Here is a 26,521-nt window from a genome sequence, read left to right as displayed (position 1 = left end):
CGTCGTTAGGACCATCACGCCGAATCCTCTGCAGCGAGGCGGAGCATGACGACGATCACCCTCGATCGGTACGCGGACGTGCGGGAAGCCTTCCGCACGCACGACCTGCGGCAGTCGCTCTACGACGCCGGCGGGGTCGTGATGGCCGACTGCCTACTCGTCCTGCACGGACAGGAGCACAAGCTACGGCGCCGCGTGGAGAACCGGCTGTTCCGGCGCGGGACCTTCCGCCACTGGGAGAAGGAGTTCCTGCACGACCTCGTGCGCGAGAGCATCACGCCGTTCGTCGAGGCCGGTAAGGGCGACCTCGTCGAGATCGGCTACCGCACCGTCATGAACCTGACGGCCATGGTGGCCGGCCTCGACCGCAAGAGCGACGACCCCGCCGAGACCGACGCGCTGTACCGGTTCGCCAAGAAGTTCAGCGAGGGCGCCACGCTCGTGCACAGCACCCGTGACCACGAGGAGGTGCGCGCCGAGGTCCGGGCGGCGATGAAGGAGTTCGACGAGCAGTTCCTGCAGCCCTCCAGGGCGCGCCGGGAAGCCCTGATCGCGAAGGTCGAGGCGGGCGAGCTCGACGAGGACGAGCTGCCGCGCGACGTGCTGACCGCGCTGCTGCGCAACCGCGAGGAGCTCGGCATCACCGACGACATCATCCGCCGCGAGTGCGCCTTCTACCTGCAGGCGGGCTCGCACAGCACCGCGAACGCGCTGACCCACACCGCGCACGACTGGTTCACCTGGTCGAAGGACCACCCGGAGGCCACGCCCGAACCGGAGCTGATCCAGCGCTGCGTGTACGAGTCGCTGCGGCTGCACCCGGCCTCCCCGGTCGCGCAGCGGCGCGCCATGGCGCCGATCACGCTGCGCAGCGGTATCGAGATCCCCGAGGGCGCCACCGTCGTCATGGACCTGCACGCCGCCAACCGCGACGAGACCGTCTTCGAGCGGCCGCTGGAGTACGACCCGCTGCGTGAGGTCCCCGAGGACGTCCCGCGCTGGGGGCACGCCTTCGGCGGCGGAATGCACGCGTGCATCGGCACCGAGCTCGCCGGTGGTGTGCCCAGCACGGCCGAGGGCGAGCGGGTGCTCGGCACCGTGACGCTGATGCTCACCGCGCTGCTGAAGGCGGGCGCTCGACCGGACCCGAACGACCCGCCGCAGCTCGACCCGCACTCCGCGCGGGAGCACTTCGCCCGCTACCCGGTGGTGTTCGAGAAGCAGTAGCCGCAGCGGCGGTGCCAGACGCGAGGGCGGCCGGCGCACCCGCTGCAGCGGGTGCGCCGGCCGCCCTCGCGTCCTGCCTGTGGGGCCCGGGATCAGCCTCCGGCGAGCAGGCACCAGCCCGGGTCGTCCGGGGCCTGCCCGCCCCGCGCGAACGACTCCAGCCCCGGCCACTCCTCGCCCGCGCTGGCGTACCGGCTCCAGTCGTGCACGACGACCCGCGACGCGATGCGCCACACGCCGTCGCGGCGCTCCAGGCGGTCGACGTAGCGCCCGCCGAACAGCCCGACCTCGACGGGCGGGCCGGGGCGGCGGTGCACCGCGACGAAGTAGGTCTCGGCGCGGGCACTGTCGCCCTCGACCAGCACCGTCGAGTTGGTCAGGTGGTGCTGCGTGACGAGCGCGTCGCGGCCCGGCTGGGCCAGCAGCCACTCGGCGAACTCGTGGGCGTTGCCGGAGAAGATGCCGTGGTCGTCGGTGGCGTCGGGGTGGTAGACCGAGCGCAGGAGCGCCAGGTCACCGCGGTCGACGGCCCGGCAGTACCGCACGAGCACGTCCTGGATCTCCTGGCGCGCCAGCAGCTCGGCGACGTCCATCAGACCGCTCGCCCCGCCGCTCGGCCCTCCCGGACCGCCTCGGTGATCGTCCGCGGGGCGACGCAGTCGCCGACCGGGTGCACCTCGACCCCGCGGGCCGCCAGCTCGGCGGTGAGCGCGTCGTCGGCCCGGCGACCGATCGCGAGCACCAGCGCGTCGGCGGGCCGCACCGTCTCCGCGCCGGTGAGCGTGTCGCGGAAGCGGACCCCGTGCTCGTCCGCCCCGACGACGGCCTGGTGCACGAAGAACTCGACGCCCTTGCGCGCGAGCCGCATGTGCATGGTCATCATCGTGGCGGTGTCGAGGTTGCTCCCGGCCGAGAGCTTCGGGGTCGCGACGACGACGGTGGCGCCGCGGTCCGCGAGCACCTCGGCCGGGAGGTAGGCCGGGAAGTGCGCCACGTCGTCCACGACGACGACGGTGCGCCCCGCCCAGTCCGCCGAGGTCGCCGCCACGGCTTCCTCGGGGGTCAGTGCCTGCACGCCGCTGATCGGGAACTCGGGCTCGCGCGGCGACCCGCCGGTCGCGGTCACGACGGCGTCGTAGCCGGCGAGGTCGTCGGCGCCGACCCGGGTGCCGAGCCGCACGTCCACACCGAGCCGCTTGAGCTCTCCTGCCTGGAACTCGACCAGCTCGGCCAGCTCGCGCCGTGCCGGGGTGGCGGACGCGATCGGGACCAGCCCGCCGAGCTCGCCGGCGGCCTCGAACAGCGTGACGTCGTGCCCGCGCTCGGCGGCCGCGATGGCGGCTTCCATGCCGCCCGGCCCGCCGCCCACGACCGCCACCCGCCGCCGCTGCGCCGCCGCCGGCACCGTGCCCAGCCCGAGCTCCGCCTCCCGCCCGACGGCGGGGTTGACGGTGCAGGTGAGCCTCCGGTTGAGGTACAGGTTGCCGAAGCAGCCCTGGTTGCAGCCGATGCACGGCCGGATCGTCTCCGGCGCGGTGAGGCTCTTCTTGAGCCACTCCGGGTCGGCGATGAACTCGCGCGCGACCGCGACGACGTCGGCCTGGCCGCTGGCGAGGACGTCCTCGGCCTCCTCCGGGCGCTTGATCCGGCCCACCGCGAACACCGGCAGCGACACCGCGGCCTTGATCGCCGCCGCGTACGGCACGTACACGCGGTGCTCGACGTCCATCGGCGGCACGATCAAGTGATTGGCCGCCGACGTCCCGGCGCTGACGGAGATGTAGTCGATCAGGCCGGTCGCCTCCAGCCGCCGAGCGATCTCGACGTACTCCTCGGTCTGCACGCCGTCCTCGCGCAGGTCGGCGCCGTTGATCCGCACGCCGAGCACCCGGTCGTCGCCGAGGCCCTCGCGGACCCTGCGCAGCCCCTCCAGCAGGAACCGCATGCGGTTCTCCAGCGAGCCGCCCCAGCGGTCGGTCCGCCGGTTGTTCACCGGCGAGAGGAACTGCCCCGGCAGGTACTCGTGCGCCGAGTGGAACTCGATGCCGTCGCAGCGCGACCGCGCGACCACGGTGGCGGCGGTGTAGTAGCCGTCGAGCAGCTCGGCGATCTCGTCCTCGGTCATCGCGTGCGGGATCTCGGGCGAGATCGCGCTGCGCACGTCCGACGGCGCCCACAGCGGGCGCTGCGAGTCCAGCGACGGCATGCGGGAACCGCTGTGGGCGATCTGCACGATCGCCTTCGTGCCGTGTTCGTGCAGCCCGTCGGCGAGCCGGTCCAGCGACGGCAGGATCCGCTCGTCGTAGGCGAGCAGGTACTCCGGGAACTTCGGGGCCGACGGGTGCGGCGCCGCGCCCTCCACGATCACCGCACCGACGCCGCCCTTGGCCCGCTCCAGGTAGTAGCGGTACATCCGGTCGCCGACGACCCCGTCGCGCGACATGAGGGTCTGGTGGGCGGGGAAGACGGTCCGGTTCTGCAGCTGCAGGCGCCCGGCGTCGAGCGGGGAGGCAAGGTGCGGGAACAGCATGCGGTGTCCTTCAAGCCCTTCGGGGAACGCCTGCGCGCTCACTCTTTGACGGTGTAGGTGTCGCCGTCGGCCCACTGCACGTCGATCGGGCCGTAGGAGATCAGCAGGAACTCCACGCCGTCCGGACCGGCCTCCTCGGGCCCGTACTCGTTGTACGGCTCGATCCAGCGCAGGTCACCCGGGTAGTACCAGCCCGAGCCGTCGTTGAACGTCATCGAGCCCTTGGTGATGTAGTAGATCGTCGTGTAGTTGTGCGCGTGCCGGTCGGCCCGCACGTTGGGCCCGAACTTGTTGGGCACGATCCACGGTCCCTCGGCCCAGCTCTTGCCCAGGAACTGGACCTTCACCGGCTCGCTCATGTGCTCGAAGAACTTGGGGTTCTCCTGCGGGTCGACGAAGTACTCCCACTCGTTGTCGTCGATCCGGGAACGGCCGCAGACGCCGTTCATGAACAGCTTGGCCTGAGAACGCACTGGTGTTCCTTCCTGTCGATGCGCGGTGGGAGGTGGTGATGGTGTGGTGGGGAGCTGTGTCGCAAGCGCCGTCCGGGCGCACGGCGCTTGCGACACGGCGCCCGGACGGTCGTCGGGGAGCGGGTTCCGTCAGACGGTGCGCAGCCCGAGCGCCGCGACGGCGGCGCGGGCGGCCGCGTAGGCCATGGTCGCGCCGGGGCCGAGCGTGGCGCCCGCGCCCGGGTAGCCGGGGCCCATCGGGTGCGCGGTGGTGTTGCCGGCCGCGTAGAGGCCGGGGATCGGCTCGCCGAAGACGTCGAGGGCGCGCCCGTCGCCGTCGGTGACGATGCCGCCCTTGGTGCCGATCACTCCGGAGACGACCTCGATCGCGTAGAACGGCGGGTTCTCGACCGGCCCCAGCGCGGGGTGCGGCGCGTACTGGTCGCCCCAGTACTGGTCGTAGGCGCTCGCGCCGCGGTTGAAGTCGGGATCGACGCCCTCGCGCGCGCCGGCGTTGAAGCGCTCGATCGTCGCCTCCAGGCCCGCCGGGTCGATCTCGAGCTCCGCGGCCAGCTCGGCGAGCGTCGGCGCGGTGGTGAGCCACGACGGCGTGGGCTGCCCGGCCCGGTGGGACAGGAAGCCGTAGTCCTCGAGGTGCTTCTGGTCGAAGATCAGGTAGGCGGGCAGGTTGGCGAAGTCGTAGGCGCCCGGATCGAACAGGTGGAACGCCTTGGTCATGTCGTTGTAGTTGTGCGCCTCGTTGACGAACCGCTGCCCGTGCCGGTTGACGATCACGGTGCGCGGCCCGGTGCGCTCGAAGCGCAGCAGGGTGGCGGTCTGCGCGCCGTCGGTCTCGTCGCCGGGCACGAGCACCATCGGCCCCCACCAGGCCTCGCGCATGGAGCCCAGCTGCGCGCCGATCTTGGCCGCCATGCGGATGCCGTCACCGGTGTTGTGCGGCGGGCTGCAGCTGCCCTGCACGGGCCCGGAGAGGAAGTTGTCGACCATCTCCGGGGACCACTCGAAACCGCCGCAGGTGAGCACGACGGCTCGCGCGGTGATGCGCGAGCCGCCGGCCCGGACACCGACCACCCTGCCGTCCTCCTCGACCAGGCGGTCGGCACCGCACTCGGTGACCAGCACGACGCCGGCCTCGGCGCAGGCCTTGATCAGCGGCGCCACCAGTGCGCGGCCGCGGGCGACGAGGCCCTTCTCGGCGCGCTCCTGCAGCTCGTCGGTGGGGAACCGGGTGAAGATCCGCCACTCCTCGTACTCCCGCATGGTGAACGGGAGCCGCAGGTCGGGGCGCAGGCTCTCGGCCAGGTCGCCCAGCTGCGAGATGTCGTAGAGCTCGGGGTCGAGCGAGCGGCCGCCGGGATGCGCGCCGTCCCATTCGGGGTGGTAGTCGGGGAAGTTCTCCATCGGCACCATGCGCAGCCCGGCGCGGCGCTCCAGGAACTCCAGCATCTCGGGGCCGCGGTCGACGAGCGCTTCGAGGACGTCGTCGGCAGTCCGACCGGCGGTGACGGCACGCAGGTAGCGCAGCGCGTCCTCGCGGCTGTCGGACAGACCCATCTCGGTCATCGCGCGGTTGCCCGGCACCCACAGCATGCCGCCCGAGACCGCCGAGGTGCCGCCCAGGTAGCGGGCCTTCTCGAGCACCACGACGCGAGCACCGGCATCCGCCGCCGTCAGCGCGGCCGTCAGGCCGATCGCCCCGGAACCGACCACGACCACGTCGTAGTCGCCGCCCAGCTCCCCGCTCCAGATCCGCACGTCCAGTCCTTCCTCGGCCCGCGGCGCCGGGCGGCCGCCACCGGCCGCTGATGTCTCTCGCGTCCCGCCACCCGATCCGGTGCCTCAGGACTGCTCAGAACTGCTCAGAAACTGCTGATGCCGCTGACGACCGACGACCACCGGCCCGCGTTCGCCCGCGGAACCGTCGCCCGACGCCTTCCGCCGGTCGGGCACCCATGAAACCGTGACCCCAGACTGGTTGGCCGGGCCGATGGTGTCAAGGCTCCTGACGACTATTCCCGTGTTAGGCCTTGTCCTCCTCGTCCTGGATCGTCCCGGGCCGCGGGAGCAGGCGCACCACCATCTGGAGCAGACCGCCGTCGACCACGATGTTCTGGCCGGTGACGTAGCTCGCGGCGTCGCTGGCCAGGAACGCGATCACGCTCGCGATCTCCTCCGGCCGGCCGATCCGGCGCTGGGCGACGAAGCGTTCGCGGGCGGCACGCACGTCGGGATCGGCGAGGAACCCCAGCGCCATCGGGGTCTCCATGATGCCCGGGCTGACCGTGTTCGCGCGGATGCCGTAGCGGCCCCACTCGACGGCGATCTGGCGGGCCAGGATCTCCACGCCGGCCTTCGTCGGCGAGTACGGGCCGCTGAACGCCTGCGGGGTCGATCCGGCCACCGAGCCGATGTTGACGATGCTGCCGGACCGCTGCTCGCGCATCATCGCGCCGAACGCCTGGGTGCACAGGAACGGCCCGCGCAGGTTCACCGCGACCATGTGGTCCCACGCCTGCGGCGAGACGTCCTCGAGCCGCTCGAACATCACGACGCCGGCGTTGTTGACCAGCGCGTCGCAGTGCCCGTACGCCTCGTGGACCGACTCGGCGGCCGCCTGCACATCGGCCGGTGAGGTCACGTCGGCGACCAGGGCCAGCCCGTCCACCTTCTCGGCGACCGCGCGGGCAGCGTCGCCGTCCACGTCGAGCACCGCGACGCGGGCGCCCAGCTCGGCGAACAGCTGCGCCGTCGACGCGCCGAGGCCCTGCCCCGCGCCGGTCACGACGGCCACCTTCCCCGCGAGGTCGATGCGACCGGGGGTCACGGTCGGGGTCACTCCACCACCTCGATCGCGTGCTCGGGGCACGCGGCGGCGCCCTGCAGCGCCTCGTCCCGCGCGTCCTCGCTGATCTCCCCCACGGGCAGCACGAACCCGTCGTCGTCCAGCGCGAAGACGCCGGGCGCCGTCGCAGCGCACTGCCCGTGGCCCGCGCACGCCTGCAGGTCCACTTCCACCCGCATGGTCATTCCTCCTCCGCCGCCAGTTGCAGCAGCTCGACACGGACCCCGTCGGGGTCCTGCACGTAGACGACCTTCCCGCCCGCGGCGACCCCGACCGTCGGGCTGACGACGGTCCGCGACACCGGGCGCACGCCGGCGGCGAGCAGCCGGGCGTGCACCGCCTCGACGTCGTCGACGACGTAGCAGGTGTGCGCGGTGCCCGGGTTCGCGGTGCCGGTGTCGACCGGGGTGCGCTCGACCCCGCGGTACTCGGTCAGCTCCAGCCGCACCCGGCCGCCCGGCGGCCGCAGGTGCGCGAAGTGCAGCTCGGCGCCGGGATAACCGGTCACCTCGCCGACGTAGGGCTCGTTGCGCACTTGCCGGGTGACCAGCTCGAAGCCGAGCAGCCCCTGGTAGAAGGCCAGGGAGCGGTCGAGGTCGGCCACCTGGATGCCGACGTGGTGCATGTACCGGAACTCGCTCATGCCGCGGTCATCCCTCCGTCGACGGCCCAGATCTGGCCGGTGATCCACGACGACTCGTCGCTGACGAGGAACACGGCGGCGTGGGCGACGTCGTCCGGGGTGCCCAGCCGCCGCAGCGGGTAGTCCTGGGCCCGGACCTCCTGCCAGTCGTCGGCCAGCGCGCCGCGCTGCTCGGTGTAGGTGCCCACCACCAGCGGGGTGGGCACGGTACCGGGGCAGATCGCGTTCACGCGGATCCCCATCGGCGCGTACTCGACCGCGAGCTGGCGGGTCAGCCCGACCACGCCGGCCTTCGACGCGGCGTAGGAGGCCAGGCCGGGGATCCCGATGAGCCCGCCGACGCTCGCCTGGGTGACGATCGACCCGCCGCTGCCCTGTGCGAGCATCCGGCGCAGCGCGTGGCGCGCGGACAGGAACACCCCGGTCAGGTTGACCGCGATCACCCGGTTCCAGTCCTCGAGATCGAGGTCGGGGGCGCTGCCCGGACCCGCGACGCCCGCGTTGGCGTACAGCGCGTCCAGGCCACCGAACGCCGCGACGGTCTCGGCCACCATCTGCTCGGTGTCCGCGTCCGACGTGACGTCGGCGGCGCAGGCGATCGCCCGCCCGCCCTTGTCCTCGATCATCCGGGCGGTCTCCGCGGCGGCGGCCCCGTCGCGGTCAGCGCACGCCACCGCGGCGCCCTCGGCGGCGAACCGCAGCGCGGCGCCGCGGCCCAGCCCGGATCCGGCCCCGGTGATGAGCGTGCGCTTGCCGGCCAGCCGCCCGCCGCTCACGCCGGCACCGGTGCGGGCTGCTCGGCGGGCTTGGTGGCCGAGAGGAACACCGGCATCCGCTCGTAGGTGTCGTGGTGGGACGAGGCCACCGGCACCGGCGGGTCGTTCGGGTCGAGCTCGACGTTGGCGGCGTAGAGCGCCCGCAGGATGCGCAGCATCGTGCCCTCGGTGGGCTGGGCACCGTCCCGCTTGGCCAGCCCGGTGACCAGCGGACGACCGACGCAGACGTGGGCGCCGCCGCCGAACGTGAGGCCCCACGGCCGGGCGCCGTTCGCCGCCGGCGGGCGGTAGGGGTTGAACTGGTCCGCGTCCTCGCCGAAGACGTCGCGCTGGCGGTTGGCGGGCACGAAGCACAGCGCCACCCGCTCCCCCTCGGCGATCTTCCGGCCGGAGCGCAACGTCACGTCCTTGGTGGCGTAGCGCAGCAGGGTCGGCGCGGGCTGGTGCAGCCGCAGCGACTCGTTGATCGCCAGCCGCAGGAAGTCGGAGTCGAACTGCTTGCCGCGGTCCTCCGGGTGCTCCCGCCACCACTCGTCGAGGTGCAGGATCACGTGCGGCAACGTGTGCGTGGTGGTCTGCGTGGCCGCGACGAGGAACAGCGTCGCCTCGCGCAGCGGCAGCTCGTCGTCCCACTCGTCGTTCCAGTGCAGGAAGAGCAGGGTCAGCAGGTCGATGGGCAGGTCCTCGCGGGAGATCCGGCCGGCCCGGTAGTCCTCGACCAGCTTGCGGCGCCGCTCCAGCGAGGCGCCGAAGAACTCCTCCACGAACTCCTCGCGCAGCGCCAGGCCGCGACGCAGCACCTCGGCGTGGTCCTCCTTGGACCACTCGACCGTCGCCGCCGCGCCCAGCTCCTCGAGGAAGAAGCGGAACCGCTCGGTGCGCTCCGGGGTGTCGACGCCGTCGATGCCGGTGGTGGCCGCGGCGATGCGGTGCAGCATGGCGCGCACCAGCACCATCAGGTCGACCTTGACCCGACCGTCGGGACCCGCCTCGGCGAGGCAGTCCGCGATCATCTTCTCGACCACCGGATTCAGCGCCTTGTGGTCGTAGTACAGCAGCGAGTTCCGGTCGAACAGCGGGTTCTCCATCCGCCGCCGCTCACGGTGCTCGGGCCCGTCGAGCAGCAGCAGTGAGTCGGCGAACAGCGGCTTGCTCTCGGTGTGCGATCCCTGGCGGAAATCCTTGGAGCGCAGGATCTCATCGATCTCGTGGTAGTCCGAGATCATCGTCATGGTCGCGATGTGCGCAGGTGGCTGCCACTCCCGCATGGGGTCTCTCCCGGCTCGACGGTGAACCACGTCCTAATTCAGGCTCATAGTTAACAGTAATACCGATGCCTGTTCAAGGCTCGATTTGCTGCATACGATGACCATGGATAGCGAGGAGGCTGGGATGGGACGGGCAGTTGTCGCGGTCAGCTTCGTCGCGATCGGATTCGGCACTGCCCCCGCGTTCCTGGTCAGCTTCCTCGCCCCGGTGCTGCAGGACGACCTCGGTCTCTCGCGCACCGCGATCGGCGTGCTGGTGGGCGTCATGTTCGGAGCCACCGGCTTGGGCTGCATCCTCGCCGGGCGGGTCACGGAGATCATCGGCGCCCGGTGGTCGGTCGGCCTGGACGGAGTGCTGCTCGCGGGCGCGCTGCTGCTCCCGGTGCTGCTGCCGGGCTACCCCGCGCTGGTGACCTGCGTCGTGCTCGCCGGTATCGGGTACGGGCTGGTGCAGGTGGCCACCAACGTCGCGGTCGTCGCCGCACTGCCGCCGCAGCACCACGGCGTCGGACTCGCGGTGAAGACCGCGGGCGTGCCGGGGATCGTGACGGTGCTCTCGCTCGTCGCCCCGCCGGTCGGCGCTGCAGTGGGCTGGCAGCCGGTGTTCGTCACCGGCGCGGTCGCAGCCGCGCTGCTCGGGATCGCCGCGGTCTGCGTGCTGCCGGACGCTCGGCGGTCACGGAACTCGGGCCCGCGCATCCCGCTCCCCCGCCGGTTCTGGCGCTACACGCTCGGCGCGACCCTGCTCATCGCCGGCTCCCAGCCGATCTACTCCTGGGCGGTGCCCTACCTGCACGAGGCCACCGGCGCCTCGCTCGCCCTCGCCGGCGCGGTGACGGGCCTGGCGTCGTTCCTCGCGCTCGCCCCGATGATCGCAGCGGCGCGCATCGCCGACCGGCTCGGCGCCCACCGCAGACTGCCGATCGCCGTCGTCCTCGTCGGCGTGCTCACCGCCGCGGAGGCGCTGATCGCGCTGCTCTCCACGCAGGTGGTGGCCGGTGCGATCGGGATCGTCGTCGCGACCGGTGCCCAGCTGGGCGCGATCTCGCTGATGCACGCCGCCGTCGCGGCCGCCGCGCCGGACACCCTCGCCCGCGCTGCGGCGATGACGATGGTCGGCTTCTACAGCGGCGCGCTCATCTCCGCGCCGCTGTTCGGGATGCTCGTCGACGCGTCCGGCAGCTACGCGGTCGGATGGGCGGCGAGCACGGTGCTGGTGGCCGCGGCCGCCGCCACGTTCTGGTGGTGCCGGCCGGTCGGGCACCGCGCCGAGAACGACGCTGCCGTGATCAACGAGGCCAGTTGATCACGGCAGACGTCGTTCTCGGCGCACGGGTTCACGAGATCCCGAGCAACCTCGCCAGGTTCCCGCCGAGGATCGCGTCCGTGTCCTCGTCGGACAGGCCGAGGTCGCGGATCGCGGCGATCTCGGCGGCCGGGTCGGCCATCGGCCAGTCGGAGGCGAAGCAGATCCGGTCCGGCCCGTGCTTCTCGATGATCTGCCGGACCCGCTTCGGATCGAGCGTCGCCAGGCTCGGCGGCCACGACGTGTCGAGGTGCACGGGCAGGCCGATGACGATCTCGGCCGCCTCCTCGAACCGCTTGTAGCCGCCGAAGTGGCAGGCGATCAGGTCCAACCGCGGGAACTGCTTGACGATCTCGGCGAGCATCGCCGGGCTGCACCGGTCGCCCGGGTCGGTACCGGCCCCGCCGACGTGCATGATCACGGCGAACTCACCGGACATCGCGTCGAACGTCTCGTAGAGCCGCCGGTCGTCGATGCGCAGGTCCTGGAACATCGGGTGGACCTTCGCCCCGCGCAGCCCGTGGCGGCGCAGGCTCTCGACGTTCTCCTCCGGGGTCAGACCGGGGTGCACCGACCCGAACGGGACGAACAGCTCCCGGTCCAGGCTCCCGGCGAACCGGTTGGCGTTCTCGACGCGGTCGGGCGTGTTGGCGATGCCGAGGCTCACCGAGCGATCCACCCCGGAGCGCCTCATGACCTCGGTCAGGCTGCCCACCGTGCCGTCGCCGAACCGCTTCAGGTCGGCGGGTGAGGCCGCGATCGCCTTCTTCGCGACCGCATCGGGGTAGACGTGCGTGTGCCCGTCGATGATCACAGCTTCGTCACCTCGCCGCCGTCGATGACGAACACCGACCCGTTCACGAAGTCCGCCAGCGGCGAAGCCAGGTAGCACACGAGCGGGCCGAACTCGCCCGGATCGCCCATGCGGCCCGCCGGGATCTTGCGCAGGCGCCGCTTCAGCACCTCGGGCGACTCCAGCACGGCCGACTGCGCGTCGGTCTCGAACGCGCCCGGCGCGATCGCGTTGACCTGGATGCCGAACGGCGCCCACTCGGCCCCGAGCGCCTTGGTGAACTGCAGCACGGCACCCTTCGACGCCGAGTACGACACCAGGATCGGCTTGCCGTTGATCCCGGAGGTGCTCGCAATGTTGATGATCTTGCCGGAGCGCTGGGCGAGGAAGTGCCGACCCGCCGCCCTGGCCAGCACCGCGGGCGCCCGCACGTTGACGGCGAAGACCTCGTCCCACTGCTCCTGCGGCTGCTCGGCGAACTTCCCGGCGGGCGCGATCCCGGCGTTGTTCACGACGATGTCGAGCCGGCCGAACCGCTCCACCGCAGCGTCGGCGAGCGCGGCGACCGCGTCGGCGTCGCGCATGTCGACCGTCGCGATCCCGATCTTCTCGGGCGCGGTGGCCTGCAGCTTCTCCAGCGCCTCGGTCGAGCGCGCCGCAGCGAGCACCGAGGTGCCCTCCGCGACCAGCGCCTCGACGGCGGCCTTGCCCAGTCCGCGGCTCGCCCCGGTGACGATCGCGACCTTCCCGTCCAGTTGCAGGTCCATCACCGGCTCCCAGCCGTGGCGATCTCGACGATCGACCGCTTCGCGATCTTGCCGACCGCGTTCTTCGGCAGCGAGTCCAGCACCAGCACCCGCTCGGGGATCTTGATCGTGGGCAGACCGGCCGCGCGGCAGTGCGCCTGCAGGGCCGCCTCGTCGACCTGCTCGCCCTGCCGGACGGCGACGGCGGCCAGCACGGCCTCGCCCCACTCCTTGTCCGGCACGCCCACGACCGCCGCCTCGATGACGGCCGGGTGCGTGTAGAGCACCTTCTCGATCTCCGACGGGGTGATGTTGTAACCGCCGCGGATGATCAGGTCCTTGATCCGGTCGACGATGTAGAGGTAGCCCTCCTCGTCGAAGGTGCCGACGTCACCGGACCGCACCCACCCGTCGACCAGCGTCTCCGCGGTCTTCTCCGGGTTGCGGTGGTAGCCGCGCATCGTGTACGGCGTGTGGAACACCACCTCGCCGCGCTCACCGGGCGGGCAGTCGTTGCCCTGCTGGTCCACGACGCGCACGTCGGCCAGGAACGACGCCCGCCCGGCCGACGACGTCAGCTCGGTGCGCCCGGCCGCGATCCTGCGGTGGTCGTCCTGGGTGAGCATCGTCCCGATCGACGCGATCTCGGCCATGCCGTAGAGCTGGGAGAACACCGGTCCGAACCGGTCGACCAGCTCCGTGACGCGGTCCGGCGCGATCGGCGCCGCTCCGTACCCGATCGAGGTCAGCGTGGGCACCGACGTCGAGTCGAGCCCCGCCTCCAGCACCCGGTACAGCATCGTCGGCACCAGGTAGGTGTGCGTGGCCGCGCGCTTGGTCGCCTCGGCCGCGAAGACCTCGGGATCGAAGCCGCGCGCGTCCAGGAACCCGACCGCGCCGCCCAGGAAGAACGACGGCGCGAGCGTGATCTGCACCGACGAGTTGTGCGGGATCGTGGTGAGCCAGCGCGAGCTCGCTGACATCTTGTACTCGATGCCGGCGACCATCGCGTGGGTCGCCACGGCCCGGGAGTCGAACAGGATGCCCTTGGGCATGCCCGTGGTCCCGCTCGTGTAGACGATGCAGAACTCGTCGTCGGCGGCCCGGGCGTGCAGGGTGGCCGGCGCGGCGGGCGAGGCATCGGCCAGGCAGCCGTAGCCCGACGGCGACGGGTCGTCGACGTCGAGCACGGCCACCCCGAACTCCGCTGCGAGCGTCTGCGCGTACTCGGCGAAGCCCGCCTCGGTGATCAGCACCTTCGGCTCGGCGTTGGTGAAGATCGAGCGGTACTCGTCGAGGCTCATGCGGAAGTTCAGGCCGCAGTACACACCGCCGGCCTTGGTGACGGCGACGATCGCCTCCGCGACCTCCAGCCGGTTGCGCAGCAGCACCGCCACCCGGTCACCCTTCGCGACGCCGTAGCGGCCGTGGAGGGTGTTCGCGAGCCGGTTGGTGCGCTCGTCGAGCTCGGCGTAGCTGAGCTGCCGGTCGCCGTCGAACGCCGCGGTCGACGACGGGTTCTTGCGGGCGTGCGCCGCGACGGCCACCCCGATGTCCATGTCGCTCCCCTACCTACACGTACAGGACGACGTCGCCGTCCTCGACGGCCACCTCGTACGTCCGCACCCGCATCTTCTGCGGGTCGACGATCGAGCGGCCGGTCTCCAGCTCGAACTCGAAGCCGTGCCAGGGACAGGTGATGAACTCGTTGTGCCGGATGTAGCGGTACTCGTGCACCGGTGTGTCGTCCATCGTGCCCTTCACGACCCCCTCGCAGAGCGGAGCGCCGGCGTGGGGGCAGTTGTTGCGCAGGGCGTAGAACTTCCCGCCGACGTTGAGCACGCCGATCGAGCGGCCGTCGATGGTGACGACGCGGCGGTCGCCGTAGGGGAAGTTCTCCAGCTTGTCGATGACGTGGCGGGTGCCCCGCGGCGTGGTCACGGGCTCGGGGATGGTGTCAGTCAATGCGGTCTCCGTAGACGGCGCGCGGGGTCTCGACCATGATCTTGTGCCGCAGCTCCTTCGAGAGGGGCGCGAGCGAGCGGTCCGGGTTGTCGAAGTCCCAGTGCGGGTAGTCGGACGAGAACATCAGCACCTGGTCGGCGTGCAGCATCTCCATCAGCGGCGCCAGGTGCTTCGGGTCGTGCGGCTCGATGAACGGCTGCGTCGTGAACCGGATGTGGTTCAGCAGGTACTCGGACGGCGGCTTCACCAGCCACGGAACCTCGTTGCGCAGACCCTTCCAGTCGCGGTCGAGCTTCCACATCACCTCGAGGGCCCACATGAAGCCGCCCTCGACGATGATGTACTTCAGCTTCGGGAACTTCTCGAACACGCCGTGGCAGATCATCGACAGCGTGTTCGACTGGTGGATCTGCCCGAGGGCGGTGTGCCACTCCAGGTAGAAGGTCGGCGTCCCGGCCATCTTCGGCGCCTTGGCGAACACGTTCTCCGTGCCCGAGGGGTGCACCATCAGCGGCAGCTCGTGCCGTGCACAGGCCTCGTAGATCGGCCAGTAGTGCTTCTCCCCCATCAGGATCTCGCCGAGCGGCATGAACACCGCGACGATGCCGTCCCGCTTGGCCATCCGGTCGATCTCGGCGACCGCCGCCTCCGGATCCTGCGGGGCGATGCAGATGGCGCCGCGCCAGCGCTTGTCGTTCTGCAGCCAGCGCTCGCACATCCACTCGTTGTAGGCCTGCGCGATCGTCGCGGCGACCATGCCGTCGGGCATCGAGCCGATGCCCAGGCACTGCCCGGCGATCAGCACCGCGCGGTAGATGTTGTGCGTGTCGAGCAGGTGGCGGGCGGTGAAGTCGGGATCGGTCGCGGGCGGCATGCCCGGCCGGGCCGCGTCCTCGCGGTAGGCGCCCGCCGAGTTGATGTAGAGGTAGTCCAGCGGCAGCGTGAACTGCGCGGCCGCCATCCCCTTCGCCCAGTCGTCGCTGCTCACCCCGAGTCGGGCCCGCCAGGTCTCGGTCATGTACGGGATGAGGTCGCGGATCCCGTTGACGAAGTTGGGGTGGACGTCGGAGTCGATGATCCCCGTCTTCTTCGGATCGGACAGCTCCGCGCTTCGCGGCGCCTCGACGGTCGTCATTGATCCTTCTCCTCTCGTTACCGCGCCCTGCCGAGCAGCGCGAGGTTGTAGTACTGGGCGGCGGAGCCCGCGCCCGCCGCGAGCGCGACCTCCGCGCCGGGTATCTGACGCGCACCCGCCGTGCCGCGCACCTGGTGCACGGCCTCGACGAGCTTGAGCGTGGGCGCGCCCCAGCCGATGTGGCTGAACGACAGCAGCCCGCCGTCGGTGCAGGTAGGCAGCTTCCCGTCGGGCCCGATGCCGGTGGCCAGGGCGAAGTCGGTGCCCTCGCCCTCGCCGCAGAACCCGAGCGCCTCGAACTGCCGCGCCACCTCCAACGAGTTGACGTCGTAGAGCTGCGCGACGTCGACGTCGGACGGGCCGAGCCCGGCCTGCCCGAACGCCTTGCGCGCCGCCTTGGCGCCGATCGACCAGACCTCCTCGTAGCGGGCCGGGTCGACGTACTGCTGGCGCAGCCACTCCATGCCGGCGCCGAGCAGCACGACGGGCGGGTGCCGCAGGTCACGGGCCCGCTCCAGCGTCGTGACGACGACGGCGGCGCCGCCCTCGGAGGCCAGGCACAGGTCGAGCAGCGTGAAGGGATCGACGACCGGCGGTGCGGCGAGGACGTCCTCGGCGGTGTACGGGCCGCGGCCGTACATCACCGCGTCCGGGTTGGTGGAGCCGACGTTGCGGATGGTCGCGGCGATCTCGGCCATCCCCTGCCGCGCGTATGGGAAGCGGGCGAGGTGGCGCTGGGCCACCAGCGCGAAGTGCGCGGCGGTGAACGCCCCGAACGGCGCGACGAACTCGTTGCCCGGCCGGGTGTAGGAGGCCACCTTCCCGCCGCCGAGCACCCCCGCCTGTCCGCCGGTGATCAGGATCGTGGTGGCCTGGCCGGTGAGGATCGCGCCGGCCGCGTCCACCAGCGCGGGGATGCCCTGCGGGTAGGAGTCGCCGATCCAGGACAGCGGGACGCCGAGCATCGTCGACCAGTCCGCCGAGCCCGGGGCGAGCTCAGTACCGCCCGGGCCGGGCCAGCGCGCGGCGATCCCGTCGAGATCGGTGTGGGACAGACCGGCGTCGGCCAGCGCGAGCTTCGCCGCGTCCAGCGCGACCTGCAGCGAGTTCTTCTCCGAACGCTTGACCTGCGGCGTCACCCCGACCCCGACGATCGCGACGTCCTGCAGCTTCACGGCACGATCTCCCGGAACGCCGGGACGGTGCGCCCGTCCTGCTCCACCCAGGTCACCTCGACGGGCGCACCGATCGCGGGCAGGCGCCCGCCGGGCCCGTCGACGAAGGTCGTCAGCATGCTCCAGCCCTCGTCGAGATCCACGATGCCGAGCCGGAACGGCACCGGCACGTCCGGCGTGGCCGCCTTGTGCACGACGGTGGCGCTGTACACCCGGCCCCGGCCCGAGCTGCGCTCGTAGGACCAGTTCTCGGACAGGCACTGCGGGCAGGCGATCTGCGGGGTGAAGAAGTTGCGCCCGCAGTCCCGGCACACCGGCCGGACCAGCTCGTGGCGCGCGGCCGCCGCCCAGAACTCGCCGGTCAGCGCCTCCGCCTCCGCGGAGAGGGTCACGCCTCCCCCACGAGCAGCAGGTGCGCCGCTTCCTTGACCGTCATGCCGACCCGGACGCCGCGGCGCGCGGCCGCCTCGTTGTGGGCGCTGATCAGGCCGTACTCGTAGCCGGCGAACGCATCGCCGATGGGCGCGGTGTTGCCGTCGATGCAGGCGCCCGGCAGACCCGCCTCGTCGGCGGTCTTCAGCCCGGCGATGCCGGAGCGGTTCTTGCTCATCCCGCCGTCGTGGCAGATGAAGCCCCACGGCTTGGCCTCGAGCAGGAACTTCGCGCCGCTCCGGCCGGTGTGCCCGGCCGTGACCAGCACGGACGTGTTCTCGTCCTCCGGGTAGGCCCACACGATGGAGTCGGTGACGACGACGCGGCGCCCGCTCTCGTGGGTCTCCTTGATCTCGCGGCGGACCTTGTTGCCGACCTCGGTGTCGGTGGGGTCGTTGTCGAGCAGCAGGTCAGCGGCCTCTCGCACGGTCATGCCGGACCGCACCCCGCAGGTCTCGGCGACGTAGTTGACGTGCTTGACGATGCCGTTCTCGTAGAGGTCGGCGCCGTTGCCCATGTCGGCCGTCATGCCGTCGGCCGTCGCCGCCGGGATGCCCAGCGCCTCCAGGTACCACAGGCCCGCGATGCCCGCGCCGTCCTTGCCGACGCACGCGTCGTGCCCGATCACCCCGCGGGGGCGATGGATGGCGATCATGCGCGCAGGCAGCACCCCGATGTAGGAGGCGGGTACCACCACGTCGGTCCCGGTGTTGCGGGCGTCCACGTACCGGGCGGAGTCCATCGTGACGATCCTGCGACCGTTGCGCTCGGCCACCACGTCCTGCGGGTGGTCCTGCTCCCGCTCCAGCAGCGTCTTTCCGTTCATGCCACGTCCTGACGTCGTCGTCGTGCCGTAATCCATGTATACCATTATCATCTGCAGCTGCCTAGACGGCTGGGCGTCGCTAGATCACCCACGCCGCGTACGGAGACGATGATGCAGGTCACACCGAGGCCTTGACCAGACCACGGCGGCAAGAAGCGGCACGAAGGGGCCGAGAACGCACGCGTCCAGCGAGCAGGCGCGCAGCACGAACCGGGCGTGCGCGACGCGCACGCCCGATCGCCGACGGCGGACTCAGCGCGGCAGGCGCCTCACTGGCCGTACATCTCCCAGCTCAGCACCTCTTCCATCTGGCGCTGGTAGTGGCGCTCGAAGTAGCGCAGGGTGTCGTCCATGTGCCTGCGCATGGCCGCCTCGGCCTTGTCGCCTTCACCGGACTCGATGCCGATGCAGACCTCGTCGTGCGCCTGCCAGACGAGCTTGCGGAACCGCTTCGGGTAGTCCACGCCGAGGACGGTGCCGTCGGTGATCCAGTGCAGGGAGTTGATGCAGTAGCCGAAGAGCTGGTTCTCCGAGCCCCAGGCGACGAGGTCGTGGAAGCGGCGGTTCTCGTCGAGGAAGGCCTCGCGGTCGTCGAGGTTCTCCCCCATGCGGTCGACCGATGCGCGCAGCTCGGCCAGGAGCTTCTGGTCGCCGCGCTCGGCGCACAGCCGGGCGGTGATCGGCTCCAGCAGCTGCCGGGTCTCGATGACGACCCGGAACGGGGTGTCGGCGAACTGCATCAAGAGCGCCAGCGTGCTCGCCAGGTGACGGGAGTCCGGCTGGGTGATGACGGGGCCGCCGCCGGGACCGGGGCGGATGGTCAGCACGCCCTGCAGCTCGAGGATGCGCAGCGCCTCGCGCAGCGTGTTGCGCCCGACGTTGTAGGTCTCCAGCATGTCCCGCTCGGGGGGCAGGTGGCTACCCGGCGCCAGGTTGCGCTCCTTGATCTCCCGGACGATGCGCTGCGCGATCACGGTGGCGCGCTTCGGCGGCATCCCGGTGGGCACGGACCTCGGTGTCACGTCCCTGCGGGCGACGGACATGTCTGCTCCCCCTGGCGTCTGTCACCGGCACGGGCCGGACCCTTTTGTGACCATGATACGCAGCGTTGCGACGGACGGCCGACAGAGCCGTCCACCACGGTACCGGCGCGGCGCGACAGCCGCCGGAGCCACCTCCGCCGCGCCGGTGCGGTGCGGACGATGCTGATCGAGACGATTCAGTAGCTGTCAGTCAGCTAGCGACGTCGCGCGACTCGAGTACACCCTGCGCGGCCGGCAGCCACGACGCGACACCGGCGAAGGGCATCGCCACGAGCGTCGCCTCGACGAGCTGCTCCTCGGTCGCGCCGGCCCGACGCGCGCCGCGGGCGTGGATGGCGACGAACCGCGGCTGGTACTCGGCGGCGTTCACCGCGCAGAGCAGCAGCTCCATGTCCCGCGCCGGCAGCGGGGTCTCACCGAGCGAGGACTCCCGCATGAGGAAGTAGCCCTCCAGGCCGGCGGGCACCCGCTCGCCGAGCAGCTCGACGTAGTCGGGCACGAACCCGAAGTAACCCTTGAAGTACTCGTAGGCGCCGGACACCGAGGCGTCGAACGTCTGCTCGGTCGCGGCCCCGTCACCGGACGCCGGGCCGTAGGCGGCCTCCAGTGCGGAGACCAGCAGCGCGTGCGGCGTGACCCCGCGCGAGATCAGCAGCCCGACCGACGCACCCTCGGCGTGCTCGCGCGGCAGCCCCGCCTTGGCGGCCGCCGCCATGAAGTGGTCGACGTGCGCAGCGTCCCGCTTGACCGCGCAGATCGCCGCGGCGAACAGGAACTTCAGACTCGCCGGCAGCGCACCGTCGGAAGTGATCACGTCCGACACCCTGGCGAGGCCCTCGACGAACTTCGGCGTCGTCGCCTCCAGCCGTGCAAGCCACGGCGACTCCGGCACCAGCGCTGCGACCCGATCCCCTGCCATCCGCGACCACTCCTCGTCGAACACTCGCGTCGTGTCGGTAAGTACCAGTATCATAGTATTCATGAACTCGCCGGAGAAGTGGCTCAATCTAGGGCCCGCCGAACTCGCTCTGCAGGAGGAAGCGCGCGCTCTGGGTGCGTCGGTCGCCGGGATCGCGGCCGAGGCCGATGCCATGAGCGAGATCCACCCCGGGATGCGCACGGCGCTGCGCGAGAGCGGACTCGCGGCCCTGATGGTTCCGGCGAGCTACGGCGGGCGCAATCCCGACGTCGATCCGCTCGCCGTCTGCATCGTGCGCGAAGCGCTCATGCGCGCCTCCTCGCACCTCGACTCGATGTTCGCCCTGCAGGGCATCGGCAGCTACGCCATCACCCGCGGCGGCACCGACGAGCAGAAGGCCCACTGGCTGCCGAAGGTCGCCTCCCTGGAGTCGCTCGCCGCGCTCGCGCTCACCGAGGAGCAGGCCGGCTCCGACCTGAAGAACGTCGCCACCACCGTCGTCGAGAAGAACGGCGAACTGGTCGTGACCGGCGCGAAGTCGTTCATCTCCAACGCCGGAGCCGCCGACTTCTACGTCACCCTCGTCAAGGAGGAGGCCGGGCTCTCGCTGGTGCTCGTCCCCGCGGACGCGCCCGGCGTGTCCACCTCCCCCAGCCCCGAACTGATCGCCCCGCACGTGCTCGGCGAGATCGTGTTCGACGACGTCGTACTGCCCACGAGCGCCCGGCTCGGGCAACCCGGCAAGGCGATGTCGCTCGTGCTCGCCACGCTCGCGGTGTTCCGGGTATCGGTCGCGGGCGCGGCCTGCGGGCTCGCCGCGGGGGCGCTGGAGGAGGCGGCCCGACACGCCCGCTCCCGGGAACAGTTCGGGCGGCCGCTGCTCAAGCACGGCCCGGTCGCGCAGCTGCTCGCCGACTCGTGGAACGACCTCGAGATGGCCCGGCTGCTCACCTACCAGGCCGCGGCCGCCGCGCGGGAGGACCCCGCCGCGTCGCTGAACCGCTCCTCCATGGCGAAGGTGGCGGCCACGGAGGCGGCCTGCCGGATCGTCGACCGGTGCGTGCAGGTCATGGGCCGGTGGGGGCTGATCGCGGGCTCGCCGATCGAGCGGTACTACCGCCAGGCCCGGCCGATGCGGGTGTACGAGGGGGCGTCCGAGGTGCTGAAGCTGGGCATCGCGAAGACGCTCTGCGACAGCCTCGACTGAAGGCTCGACTGAGAGCTCGACTGAAAGCCTGCCGCAGCCACACAGGACCGGAGGCTCGTGCCGGGCGAAGGCCGAACCCGGCACGAGCCTCCGGGGCTTCACCGCCCGGTCCAGCGGGGCGGGCGCTTCTCCGCGAACGCCCGCGCTCCCTCCCGGGCATCCTCCGAGTTGCGCACGTGCGCGATCAGCGTCTCCTGCCGCTCGAACTGCTCGTCGAGCGGCCAGTCCTGGGACTGCGTCATGACGGCCTTCGCCGCGACCACGGCCAGCGGCGCGTTCGCGGCGATCTCCGCGGCGAGCTCACGGGCTCTGGCGAGCGCCTGCCCGTCCGGCACGACGGCGTTGACCAGGCCCAGCTCCGCGCACCGGACCGCGGTGAGGGGCCGGCCGGTGAGCAGCGCCTCGGCGGCGAGGTTGCGCGGGATCCGCTGCGGCAGCCGGAGCATGCCGCCGCCGGACGCGACGAGCCCGCGCCGCACCTCGGGCAGCCCGAACACCGCGCTCTCCCCCGCGACGATCAGATCGCAGGCCAGCGCGATCTCGAACCCACCGCCCAGGGCGGGCCCCTCGACCGCGGCGATGATCGGCGTGGCCGGCGGACGGGCGACGATGCCGAAACCACCGCGGCGCTCGTCGATCGGCCGCTCCCCGGTCTCGGCGTAGGCCCGCAGATCCATGCCGGCGGAGAACGTGCCGCCCGCTCCGGTCAGGACGATGACACGCGCCTGCGGATCGGCGTCGACCTCGTCGAGCACGGTCGCGATGGCCCGCGCCGTGGGGAGGTCGATGGCGTTGCGCCGCTCGGGGCGGTTCACGGTGAGGACGACGATCCCGTCCTCCCTCTCGACCTGCAGCGCCCCGGCTGCCAGCGGTGACGCGGTCACCGCGGCGCCATGCGGATCGCGCCGTCGAGGCGGATGGTCTCCCCGTTGATCATGGGGTTCTCCAGGATGTGCACGGCGAGCGCACCGAACTCGTCGGGCACACCGAGCCGGCTCGGGTGCGGCACCATCTTCCCGAGCGAGTCGCGCACCTCCTGCGGCAACCGACCCAGCAGCGGGGTGTCGAAGATGCCGGGCGCGATCGTGGCCACCCGGATGAGCTTCGACGCGAGGTCGCGGGCGGCGACCAGGGTCATCCCGACCACGCCCGCCTTCGACGACGCGTACGGGATCTGACCGATCTGGCCCTCGTAGGCGGCGACCGACGCGGTGAGCACGATCGCGCCGCGCTCGCCGTCGACCTCCTCGGTGCGCGCCATCCGCGCCGCGGCCAGCCGCAGCACGTTGAACGACCCGATGAGGTTGAGCTCGATGATCGCGCGGTAGTCGTCGAGGGAGCCGGGGCTGCCGTCCTTCTGCAGCACCCGCATGGCGTGACCGCGGCCCGCGCAGTGCACGACGGCGCGCAGCGGGCCGAGCTCCTCGGCCGCGTCCAGTGCGGGCGTCACGCCCTCCTCGGTGCGCACGTCACCGGCGACGAACCGGGTTCCGTTGCCCAGCTCGTCGGCCATCGCGGCGCCGTTCGAGCTCTCCAGGTCGAGCAGGACGACGTGCGCGCCGCCCTTGACCAACCGCCGGGCCGTGGCCAGGCCGAGCCCGGAGGCGCCGCCGGTGACGACGGCCGAGATCCCTGAGATGTCCATGTGTGAGTACCAACTCCCCCTAGATACGCTCGATCAGCATCGCGTTCGCCATGCCGCCCGCCTCGCAGATCGTCTGCAGTCCCAGCCGCCCGTCACCGGCCTCCAACGCGTTCAGCAGGGTCGTCGTGAGCCGGGCTCCCGACGCGCCGAGCGGGTGCCCGAGCGCGATCGCCCCACCCCGGACGTTGAGCCGGTCGGGATCGGCGTCGAACGCCGCCTGCCAGGCGAGCGGAACCGGCGCGAACGCCTCGTTGACCTCGTAGAGATCGACGTCGTCGATGGTCAGCCCGGCGCGCTCCAGCAGGCGCTTCGTCGCCGGGATGGGGGCGGTGAGCATGGTCAGCGGGTCGTCGCCGCAGACGGCGAACCCCCGGAACCGCGCCCGCGGCTCGAGCCCCAGCTGCTCGGCGGCCCGGGCGCTGGTGAGCAGCAGCGCGCTGGCCCCGTCGGCGATCTGCGACGAGTTCCCCGCGGTGATCGACCAGCGGATCTCCGGGAAGCGCTCGGCGATCGCCGGGTTCTCGAACGCCGGCTTGAGCCCGGCGAGCTTCTCCGGCGTCGTGCCGCGGCGGATGCTCTCGTCCTTGTCGACGACGGTGCCGTCGGGCAGCGTGATCGGGACGATCTCGCGGTCGAACCCGCCCGAGTCGGCGGCCGCGCCCGCGCGCTCGTGGGAGCGGGCGGAGTACTCGTCGAGCTGCTCACGGGAGAGCTTCCAGCGCGCGGCCACCAGCTCCGCGGCCACGCCCTGCGACACGAGCCCCGGTGCGTACCGCTCGGTGACCGAGGGACCGTACGGGTCGGCGTCCATCCGCGCCACGCCCATCGGGACGCGGCTCATCGACTCCACGCCCGCGACCACGACGACGTCGTAGGCCCCGGCCATGATCCCCTGGGCGGCGAAGTGCACGGCCTGCTGGCTCGATCCGCACTTGCGCTCGACCGTCACCGCGGGCACGTGCTCGGGGAACCCGGCGGCAAGCCACGCCATCCGCCCGACGTTGCCCGACTGCTCGCCCGCCTGGCTCACGCAGCCGGTGACGACGTCGTCGACGCGCCCTGGATCGATCCCCGTGCGCTGCAGCAGCGCCGCGATCGTCTGGGCGAGCAGGTCGACCGCGTGCAGGCTCGACAGCGCGCCGCCCGGCTTGCCCTTCCCCATCGGGGAGCGGACCGCGTCGATCAGGACCGCTTCATCCACCTGAACCTCCTACTGCTCCACCGCGCCCGCCTTCGCCTGCACCAGACGCTGCCGGGACGTGGACTCCGACACCGGACCGGACGCCGGCACCCGGCCGCCCGCGAGCACGTGCACCGACGAGCGGCGCCCCGCAGGACGCGTGGGCCGCGAGGAACGCCGGCAGCGCGCGCGGGACGTCGTGGCCGGGGATGCGGGCGAGGAACGCGGTCATGCGCGCTGCGCGGACGGGCGGCCGAACAGGCCGGCAGGACAGATCATGAAGACCACCGGGACGACCAGGACGAGCAGCGCGATGGGCAGGGTGAGCAGCGCGCAGGCGCCCCCGGCGGGGAAGCCGGTTGCCGCAGCCTGGACCAACGTGCTCACGGCTGATAACCATATACATGGATTCGCGGGAGCGGAAGCCCTCCCCCGACTCCTCGCACAACGGGGCCGCACAACCTCGACGTGCATATCGTTATCAGAGATTATCGAACTTGGTGGCAGTGCAGGCACCGAGGAGGGACCCCCTATGCGCAGGCTTCTCAGCGCGTTCGCCGCGGTCGGCGGCGACGGTCGTGCGGGCGCCGAAGCCCCCGTCGCGACCACCGAGCTCGTCGGCTCGTCGGCCGAGGGCGTCATCACGAAGAACCCGTACGGTCTGCAGGCGAGCGGGCTGCCCGGTACCGCCGGGCTCCGCGCCGTGGTGGGTGCGTCCACGATCAGCGGGGTGCCGGCGTGACGGAGCTGACCGACCGCAGCCCGGTCGTCGTGGTGGGTGCCGGCCTGGCCGGCCTCGCCACAGCGGTCGCCGCCGCCGAGCGCGGTCACCAGGTGACCGTCCTGGAGAAGGGTGACCAGATCGGCGGGGCCGCGTCCTTCTCCGGTGGCCAGGTGTGGGTGGCCGCCAACCACCTCGAGGAAGCGCAGGGCATCGCCGACGACGTCGCGGACGCCGAGCGCTACATCCGCTGGATCTCGCGGCCGCACGACGACCTCATCGACGAGGCGGCCATGCGCCGCTGGCTCACCGAGGCGCCGCGCGCGGCGAAGTGGTTCGAGGACGTCGGGGCCGTGCGCTGGGAGATCATCCCGGACTACCCCGACTACTACCAGGACGCGCCGGGGGCCCGGCCGACCGGCCGCTACCTGACCGCGGTGTACGACGCGCGGCTGCTGGGCGAGTGGCGGTCGAAGGTGCGGGTCACCCCGCACTTCCCCGTCGGCACGACCTACGGCGCCATGCTCGACAAGGGCCTGCGCGCCTCGGCGTTCGGCGCCGCGCGCGAGGCGGCGACGATCGCGAAGGAGGACCTCTGGTCGTTCGGGACCGGCGTCGTCGGCGGGTTCGTCAAGGCCGCGCTCGACCGCGGCGTGGAGATCCTGCTGGAGCACTCCGCCGTCGAGCTGGTGCAGGACGGCGGACGGGTGGTCGGCGTGGTCGCCGAGACACCGGACGGGCGCCGCCGCATCTTCGACGGCCCCGTCGTGATCGCGACGAGCGGCTACGACTGGGACGACGACCTCGCCCGCGAGTACCTCGGCCTGGAGCCGGAGGAGCGGGGCAGCGTCGCACCTCGGACGCTCACCGGCGACGGGCTGCGGCTGGCGGCCCAGGCCGGCGGCGCCGTCCTCGTGACACCGGCGAACCGGGTGCCCGTCCAGCTCGGCTACCCCGTCGACACCTACCCCGGCTACCAGGTCGCGCGGGAGCACTCGCTGCCGCACACCTTCATCGTCGACCGTTCCGGGCGGCGGTTCTGCGACGACGCCGTGTACTGGGAGGTGATCAAGAAGGTGCTCGCGCCGGGCAGCCCGCACCGGCCGTGCTTCATGATCTGGGACTCCCGCCACCACCAGCGCTACGGCCTCGGCCCGACCCCGCCCGGTGGCGAGTACCCCGCCGACGTCGTCGCCTCGGCGGACACGCTGGAGGAGCTGGGCGCGAAGCTGGGCATCGACGGCGCCGAGCTGGCCCGCACGGCGGCCCGGTTCACCGAGAACGTGGAGAAGGGGTCCGACCCGGAGTTCGGGCGCGGGACCAACGCGACCTGGCAGCGGTTCCAGGGTGACCCGAACCAGAAGCCGCACCCGAACCTCGGCGGGGTCAGTGAGCCGCCGTTCTTCGGGATGCGCCTGACGATGGTGAGCACCGGCATCGGGCTCACCGGGATCAGCGTCGACCCGGACGGGCGGGTGCTGGACAAGGACGGGCACCCGGTGGAGGGCCTCTACGCCGCCGGTGCGGCCGCGGCCTTCAACTCCTCCGGGGCGGGCTACAACAGCGGGTTCTCGCTCAGCCGGGCGATCACGCTCGCGCTGCTGGTGGTGGAGGCCCTCGGGTAGCCCCGGCGCCGAGGACGACCTCGCCGTGATCACCAGAGTTCTCG

At 71.9% G+C, this 26,521-nt stretch carries 28 protein-coding genes; 5 read left to right on the top strand and 23 right to left on the bottom strand.

The window, feature by feature from the left end; genetic code table 11:
• Window positions 1–45: 45 nt before the first annotated feature.
• Window positions 46–1,227: a cytochrome P450 gene (locus tag BUE41_RS11680; protein WP_073457050.1), complete on the top strand. Its 1,182-nt coding sequence runs from the start codon at window positions 46–48 to the stop codon at window positions 1,225–1,227.
• Between the two features lie 92 nt (window positions 1,228–1,319).
• Here the strand turns inward: BUE41_RS11680 and BUE41_RS11675 are convergent, their stop codons facing one another.
• From BUE41_RS11675 to BUE41_RS11635, 9 genes are all read right to left on the bottom strand, one after another.
• On the bottom strand, window positions 1,320–1,820 hold the full coding sequence (locus BUE41_RS11675) for a nuclear transport factor 2 family protein (protein ID WP_073457049.1): 501 nt from the start codon (window positions 1,818–1,820) through the stop codon (window positions 1,320–1,322).
• Complete coding sequence (locus tag BUE41_RS11670; RefSeq protein WP_073457048.1) at window positions 1,820–3,757, bottom strand: oxidoreductase; 1,938 nt, start codon at window positions 3,755–3,757, stop codon at window positions 1,820–1,822. Before BUE41_RS11670 ends, BUE41_RS11675 begins: the two co-directional genes overlap by 1 nt.
• A gap of 38 nt (window positions 3,758–3,795) precedes the next feature.
• The gene (locus BUE41_RS11665; protein ID WP_143172096.1) at window positions 3,796–4,230 is read right to left on the bottom strand and encodes a cupin domain-containing protein; all 435 of its coding nucleotides are present in this window, start codon (window positions 4,228–4,230) and stop codon (window positions 3,796–3,798) included.
• Window positions 4,231–4,359: 129 nt separating this feature from the next.
• Window positions 4,360–5,985 carry an FAD-dependent oxidoreductase gene (locus BUE41_RS11660; RefSeq protein ID WP_073457046.1) on the bottom strand — a complete coding sequence of 542 codons (1,626 nt, stop codon included), beginning with the start codon at window positions 5,983–5,985 and terminating at the stop codon, window positions 4,360–4,362.
• A 265-nt stretch (window positions 5,986–6,250) separates the two neighbouring features.
• On the bottom strand, window positions 6,251–7,066 hold the full coding sequence (locus BUE41_RS11655; RefSeq protein WP_073457045.1) for an SDR family NAD(P)-dependent oxidoreductase: 816 nt from the start codon (window positions 7,064–7,066) through the stop codon (window positions 6,251–6,253).
• The gene (locus tag BUE41_RS11650) at window positions 7,063–7,251 is read right to left on the bottom strand and encodes a ferredoxin (protein ID WP_073457044.1); all 189 of its coding nucleotides are present in this window, start codon (window positions 7,249–7,251) and stop codon (window positions 7,063–7,065) included. The genes BUE41_RS11655 and BUE41_RS11650 overlap by 4 nt, the downstream gene beginning before the upstream one ends.
• 2 nt (window positions 7,252–7,253) lie before the next feature.
• Window positions 7,254–7,715, bottom strand: coding sequence for a VOC family protein (locus tag BUE41_RS11645; protein ID WP_073457043.1), 462 nt, complete (start codon window positions 7,713–7,715; stop codon window positions 7,254–7,256).
• Window positions 7,712–8,491 (bottom strand): SDR family NAD(P)-dependent oxidoreductase, encoded by a 780-nt coding sequence (locus BUE41_RS11640; RefSeq protein ID WP_073457042.1) that lies wholly within the window; start codon window positions 8,489–8,491, stop codon window positions 7,712–7,714. The genes BUE41_RS11645 and BUE41_RS11640 overlap by 4 nt, the downstream gene beginning before the upstream one ends.
• On the bottom strand, window positions 8,488–9,759 hold the full coding sequence (locus tag BUE41_RS11635; protein ID WP_073457041.1) for a cytochrome P450: 1,272 nt from the start codon (window positions 9,757–9,759) through the stop codon (window positions 8,488–8,490). Before BUE41_RS11635 ends, BUE41_RS11640 begins: the two co-directional genes overlap by 4 nt.
• Before the next feature lie 124 nt (window positions 9,760–9,883).
• Between BUE41_RS11635 and BUE41_RS11630 the strand changes: the two genes are divergently transcribed.
• Window positions 9,884–11,065: an MFS transporter gene (locus tag BUE41_RS11630; protein ID WP_073457040.1), complete on the top strand. Its 1,182-nt coding sequence runs from the start codon at window positions 9,884–9,886 to the stop codon at window positions 11,063–11,065.
• 31 nt (window positions 11,066–11,096) lie between these two features.
• Here the strand turns inward: BUE41_RS11630 and BUE41_RS11625 are convergent, their stop codons facing one another.
• The 10 genes from BUE41_RS11625 to BUE41_RS11580 form a co-directional block, all read right to left on the bottom strand.
• Window positions 11,097–11,879: an amidohydrolase family protein gene (locus BUE41_RS11625; RefSeq protein WP_073457039.1), complete on the bottom strand. Its 783-nt coding sequence runs from the start codon at window positions 11,877–11,879 to the stop codon at window positions 11,097–11,099.
• On the bottom strand, window positions 11,876–12,625 hold the full coding sequence (locus BUE41_RS11620; RefSeq protein WP_073457038.1) for an SDR family NAD(P)-dependent oxidoreductase: 750 nt from the start codon (window positions 12,623–12,625) through the stop codon (window positions 11,876–11,878). The genes BUE41_RS11625 and BUE41_RS11620 overlap by 4 nt, the downstream gene beginning before the upstream one ends.
• Window positions 12,625–14,163: a class I adenylate-forming enzyme family protein gene (locus tag BUE41_RS11615; protein WP_073457037.1), complete on the bottom strand. Its 1,539-nt coding sequence runs from the start codon at window positions 14,161–14,163 to the stop codon at window positions 12,625–12,627. The genes BUE41_RS11620 and BUE41_RS11615 overlap by 1 nt, the downstream gene beginning before the upstream one ends.
• Before the next feature lie 13 nt (window positions 14,164–14,176).
• A complete protein-coding gene (locus tag BUE41_RS11610) occupies window positions 14,177–14,569 on the bottom strand; it encodes a Rieske (2Fe-2S) protein (RefSeq protein ID WP_073457036.1) in 393 nt (130 codons plus the stop codon).
• A complete protein-coding gene (locus BUE41_RS11605) occupies window positions 14,562–15,704 on the bottom strand; it encodes an amidohydrolase family protein (RefSeq protein ID WP_073457035.1) in 1,143 nt (380 codons plus the stop codon). Before BUE41_RS11605 ends, BUE41_RS11610 begins: the two co-directional genes overlap by 8 nt.
• A gap of 17 nt (window positions 15,705–15,721) precedes the next feature.
• Window positions 15,722–16,879, bottom strand: a complete 1,158-nt coding sequence (locus tag BUE41_RS11600) for a thiolase family protein (RefSeq protein ID WP_073457034.1) — start codon at window positions 16,877–16,879, stop codon at window positions 15,722–15,724.
• Window positions 16,876–17,271: a Zn-ribbon domain-containing OB-fold protein gene (locus BUE41_RS11595; protein ID WP_073457033.1), complete on the bottom strand. Its 396-nt coding sequence runs from the start codon at window positions 17,269–17,271 to the stop codon at window positions 16,876–16,878. The genes BUE41_RS11600 and BUE41_RS11595 overlap by 4 nt, the downstream gene beginning before the upstream one ends.
• On the bottom strand, window positions 17,268–18,137 hold the full coding sequence (locus BUE41_RS11590) for a hypothetical protein (protein WP_073457032.1): 870 nt from the start codon (window positions 18,135–18,137) through the stop codon (window positions 17,268–17,270). Before BUE41_RS11590 ends, BUE41_RS11595 begins: the two co-directional genes overlap by 4 nt.
• 269 nt (window positions 18,138–18,406) lie before the next feature.
• Entirely contained in the window at window positions 18,407–19,180 is a 774-nt protein-coding gene (locus tag BUE41_RS11585) for a FadR/GntR family transcriptional regulator (RefSeq protein ID WP_084754781.1), read from the bottom strand.
• Window positions 19,181–19,370: 190 nt separating this feature from the next.
• Complete coding sequence (locus BUE41_RS11580; protein WP_159444895.1) at window positions 19,371–20,099, bottom strand: carboxymuconolactone decarboxylase family protein; 729 nt, start codon at window positions 20,097–20,099, stop codon at window positions 19,371–19,373.
• Window positions 20,100–20,160: 61 nt separating this feature from the next.
• Between BUE41_RS11580 and BUE41_RS11575 the strand changes: the two genes are divergently transcribed.
• A complete protein-coding gene (locus BUE41_RS11575) occupies window positions 20,161–21,306 on the top strand; it encodes an acyl-CoA dehydrogenase family protein (RefSeq protein ID WP_073457030.1) in 1,146 nt (381 codons plus the stop codon).
• Window positions 21,307–21,404: 98 nt separating this feature from the next.
• Here the strand turns inward: BUE41_RS11575 and BUE41_RS11570 are convergent, their stop codons facing one another.
• The 4 genes from BUE41_RS11570 to BUE41_RS30735 all read right to left on the bottom strand — a co-directional run bounded on the left by BUE41_RS11570 (window position 21,405) and on the right by BUE41_RS30735 (window position 24,518).
• A complete protein-coding gene (locus BUE41_RS11570) occupies window positions 21,405–22,190 on the bottom strand; it encodes a crotonase/enoyl-CoA hydratase family protein (protein WP_084754777.1) in 786 nt (261 codons plus the stop codon).
• Complete coding sequence (locus tag BUE41_RS11565; RefSeq protein WP_073457029.1) at window positions 22,187–22,951, bottom strand: SDR family NAD(P)-dependent oxidoreductase; 765 nt, start codon at window positions 22,949–22,951, stop codon at window positions 22,187–22,189. Before BUE41_RS11565 ends, BUE41_RS11570 begins: the two co-directional genes overlap by 4 nt.
• 19 nt (window positions 22,952–22,970) lie before the next feature.
• Window positions 22,971–24,152 (bottom strand): thiolase family protein, encoded by a 1,182-nt coding sequence (locus tag BUE41_RS11560; protein ID WP_073457028.1) that lies wholly within the window; start codon window positions 24,150–24,152, stop codon window positions 22,971–22,973.
• Between the two features lie 207 nt (window positions 24,153–24,359).
• On the bottom strand, window positions 24,360–24,518 hold the full coding sequence (locus BUE41_RS30735; protein WP_159444894.1) for a hypothetical protein: 159 nt from the start codon (window positions 24,516–24,518) through the stop codon (window positions 24,360–24,362).
• A 145-nt stretch (window positions 24,519–24,663) separates the two neighbouring features.
• Here BUE41_RS30735 and BUE41_RS31835 point away from each other — a divergent pair, with 145 nt between their 5' ends.
• Together BUE41_RS31835 and BUE41_RS11550 are read left to right on the top strand one after the other, a co-directional pair.
• The gene (locus BUE41_RS31835; protein WP_073457027.1) at window positions 24,664–24,873 is read left to right on the top strand and encodes a hypothetical protein; all 210 of its coding nucleotides are present in this window, start codon (window positions 24,664–24,666) and stop codon (window positions 24,871–24,873) included.
• Window positions 24,870–26,477, top strand: a complete 1,608-nt coding sequence (locus tag BUE41_RS11550) for an FAD-dependent oxidoreductase (protein ID WP_281690240.1) — start codon at window positions 24,870–24,872, stop codon at window positions 26,475–26,477. The genes BUE41_RS31835 and BUE41_RS11550 overlap by 4 nt, the downstream gene beginning before the upstream one ends.
• The last annotated feature ends 44 nt before the right edge of the window (window positions 26,478–26,521 follow it).

It is taken from the genome of Pseudonocardia thermophila (assembly GCF_900142365.1).
Taxonomy (GTDB): Bacteria; Actinomycetota; Actinomycetes; order Mycobacteriales; family Pseudonocardiaceae; genus Pseudonocardia; species Pseudonocardia thermophila.
The sequence above is the reverse complement of the archived record's forward strand: the minus strand, read 5'-3'. Positions and strand labels throughout refer to the sequence as shown.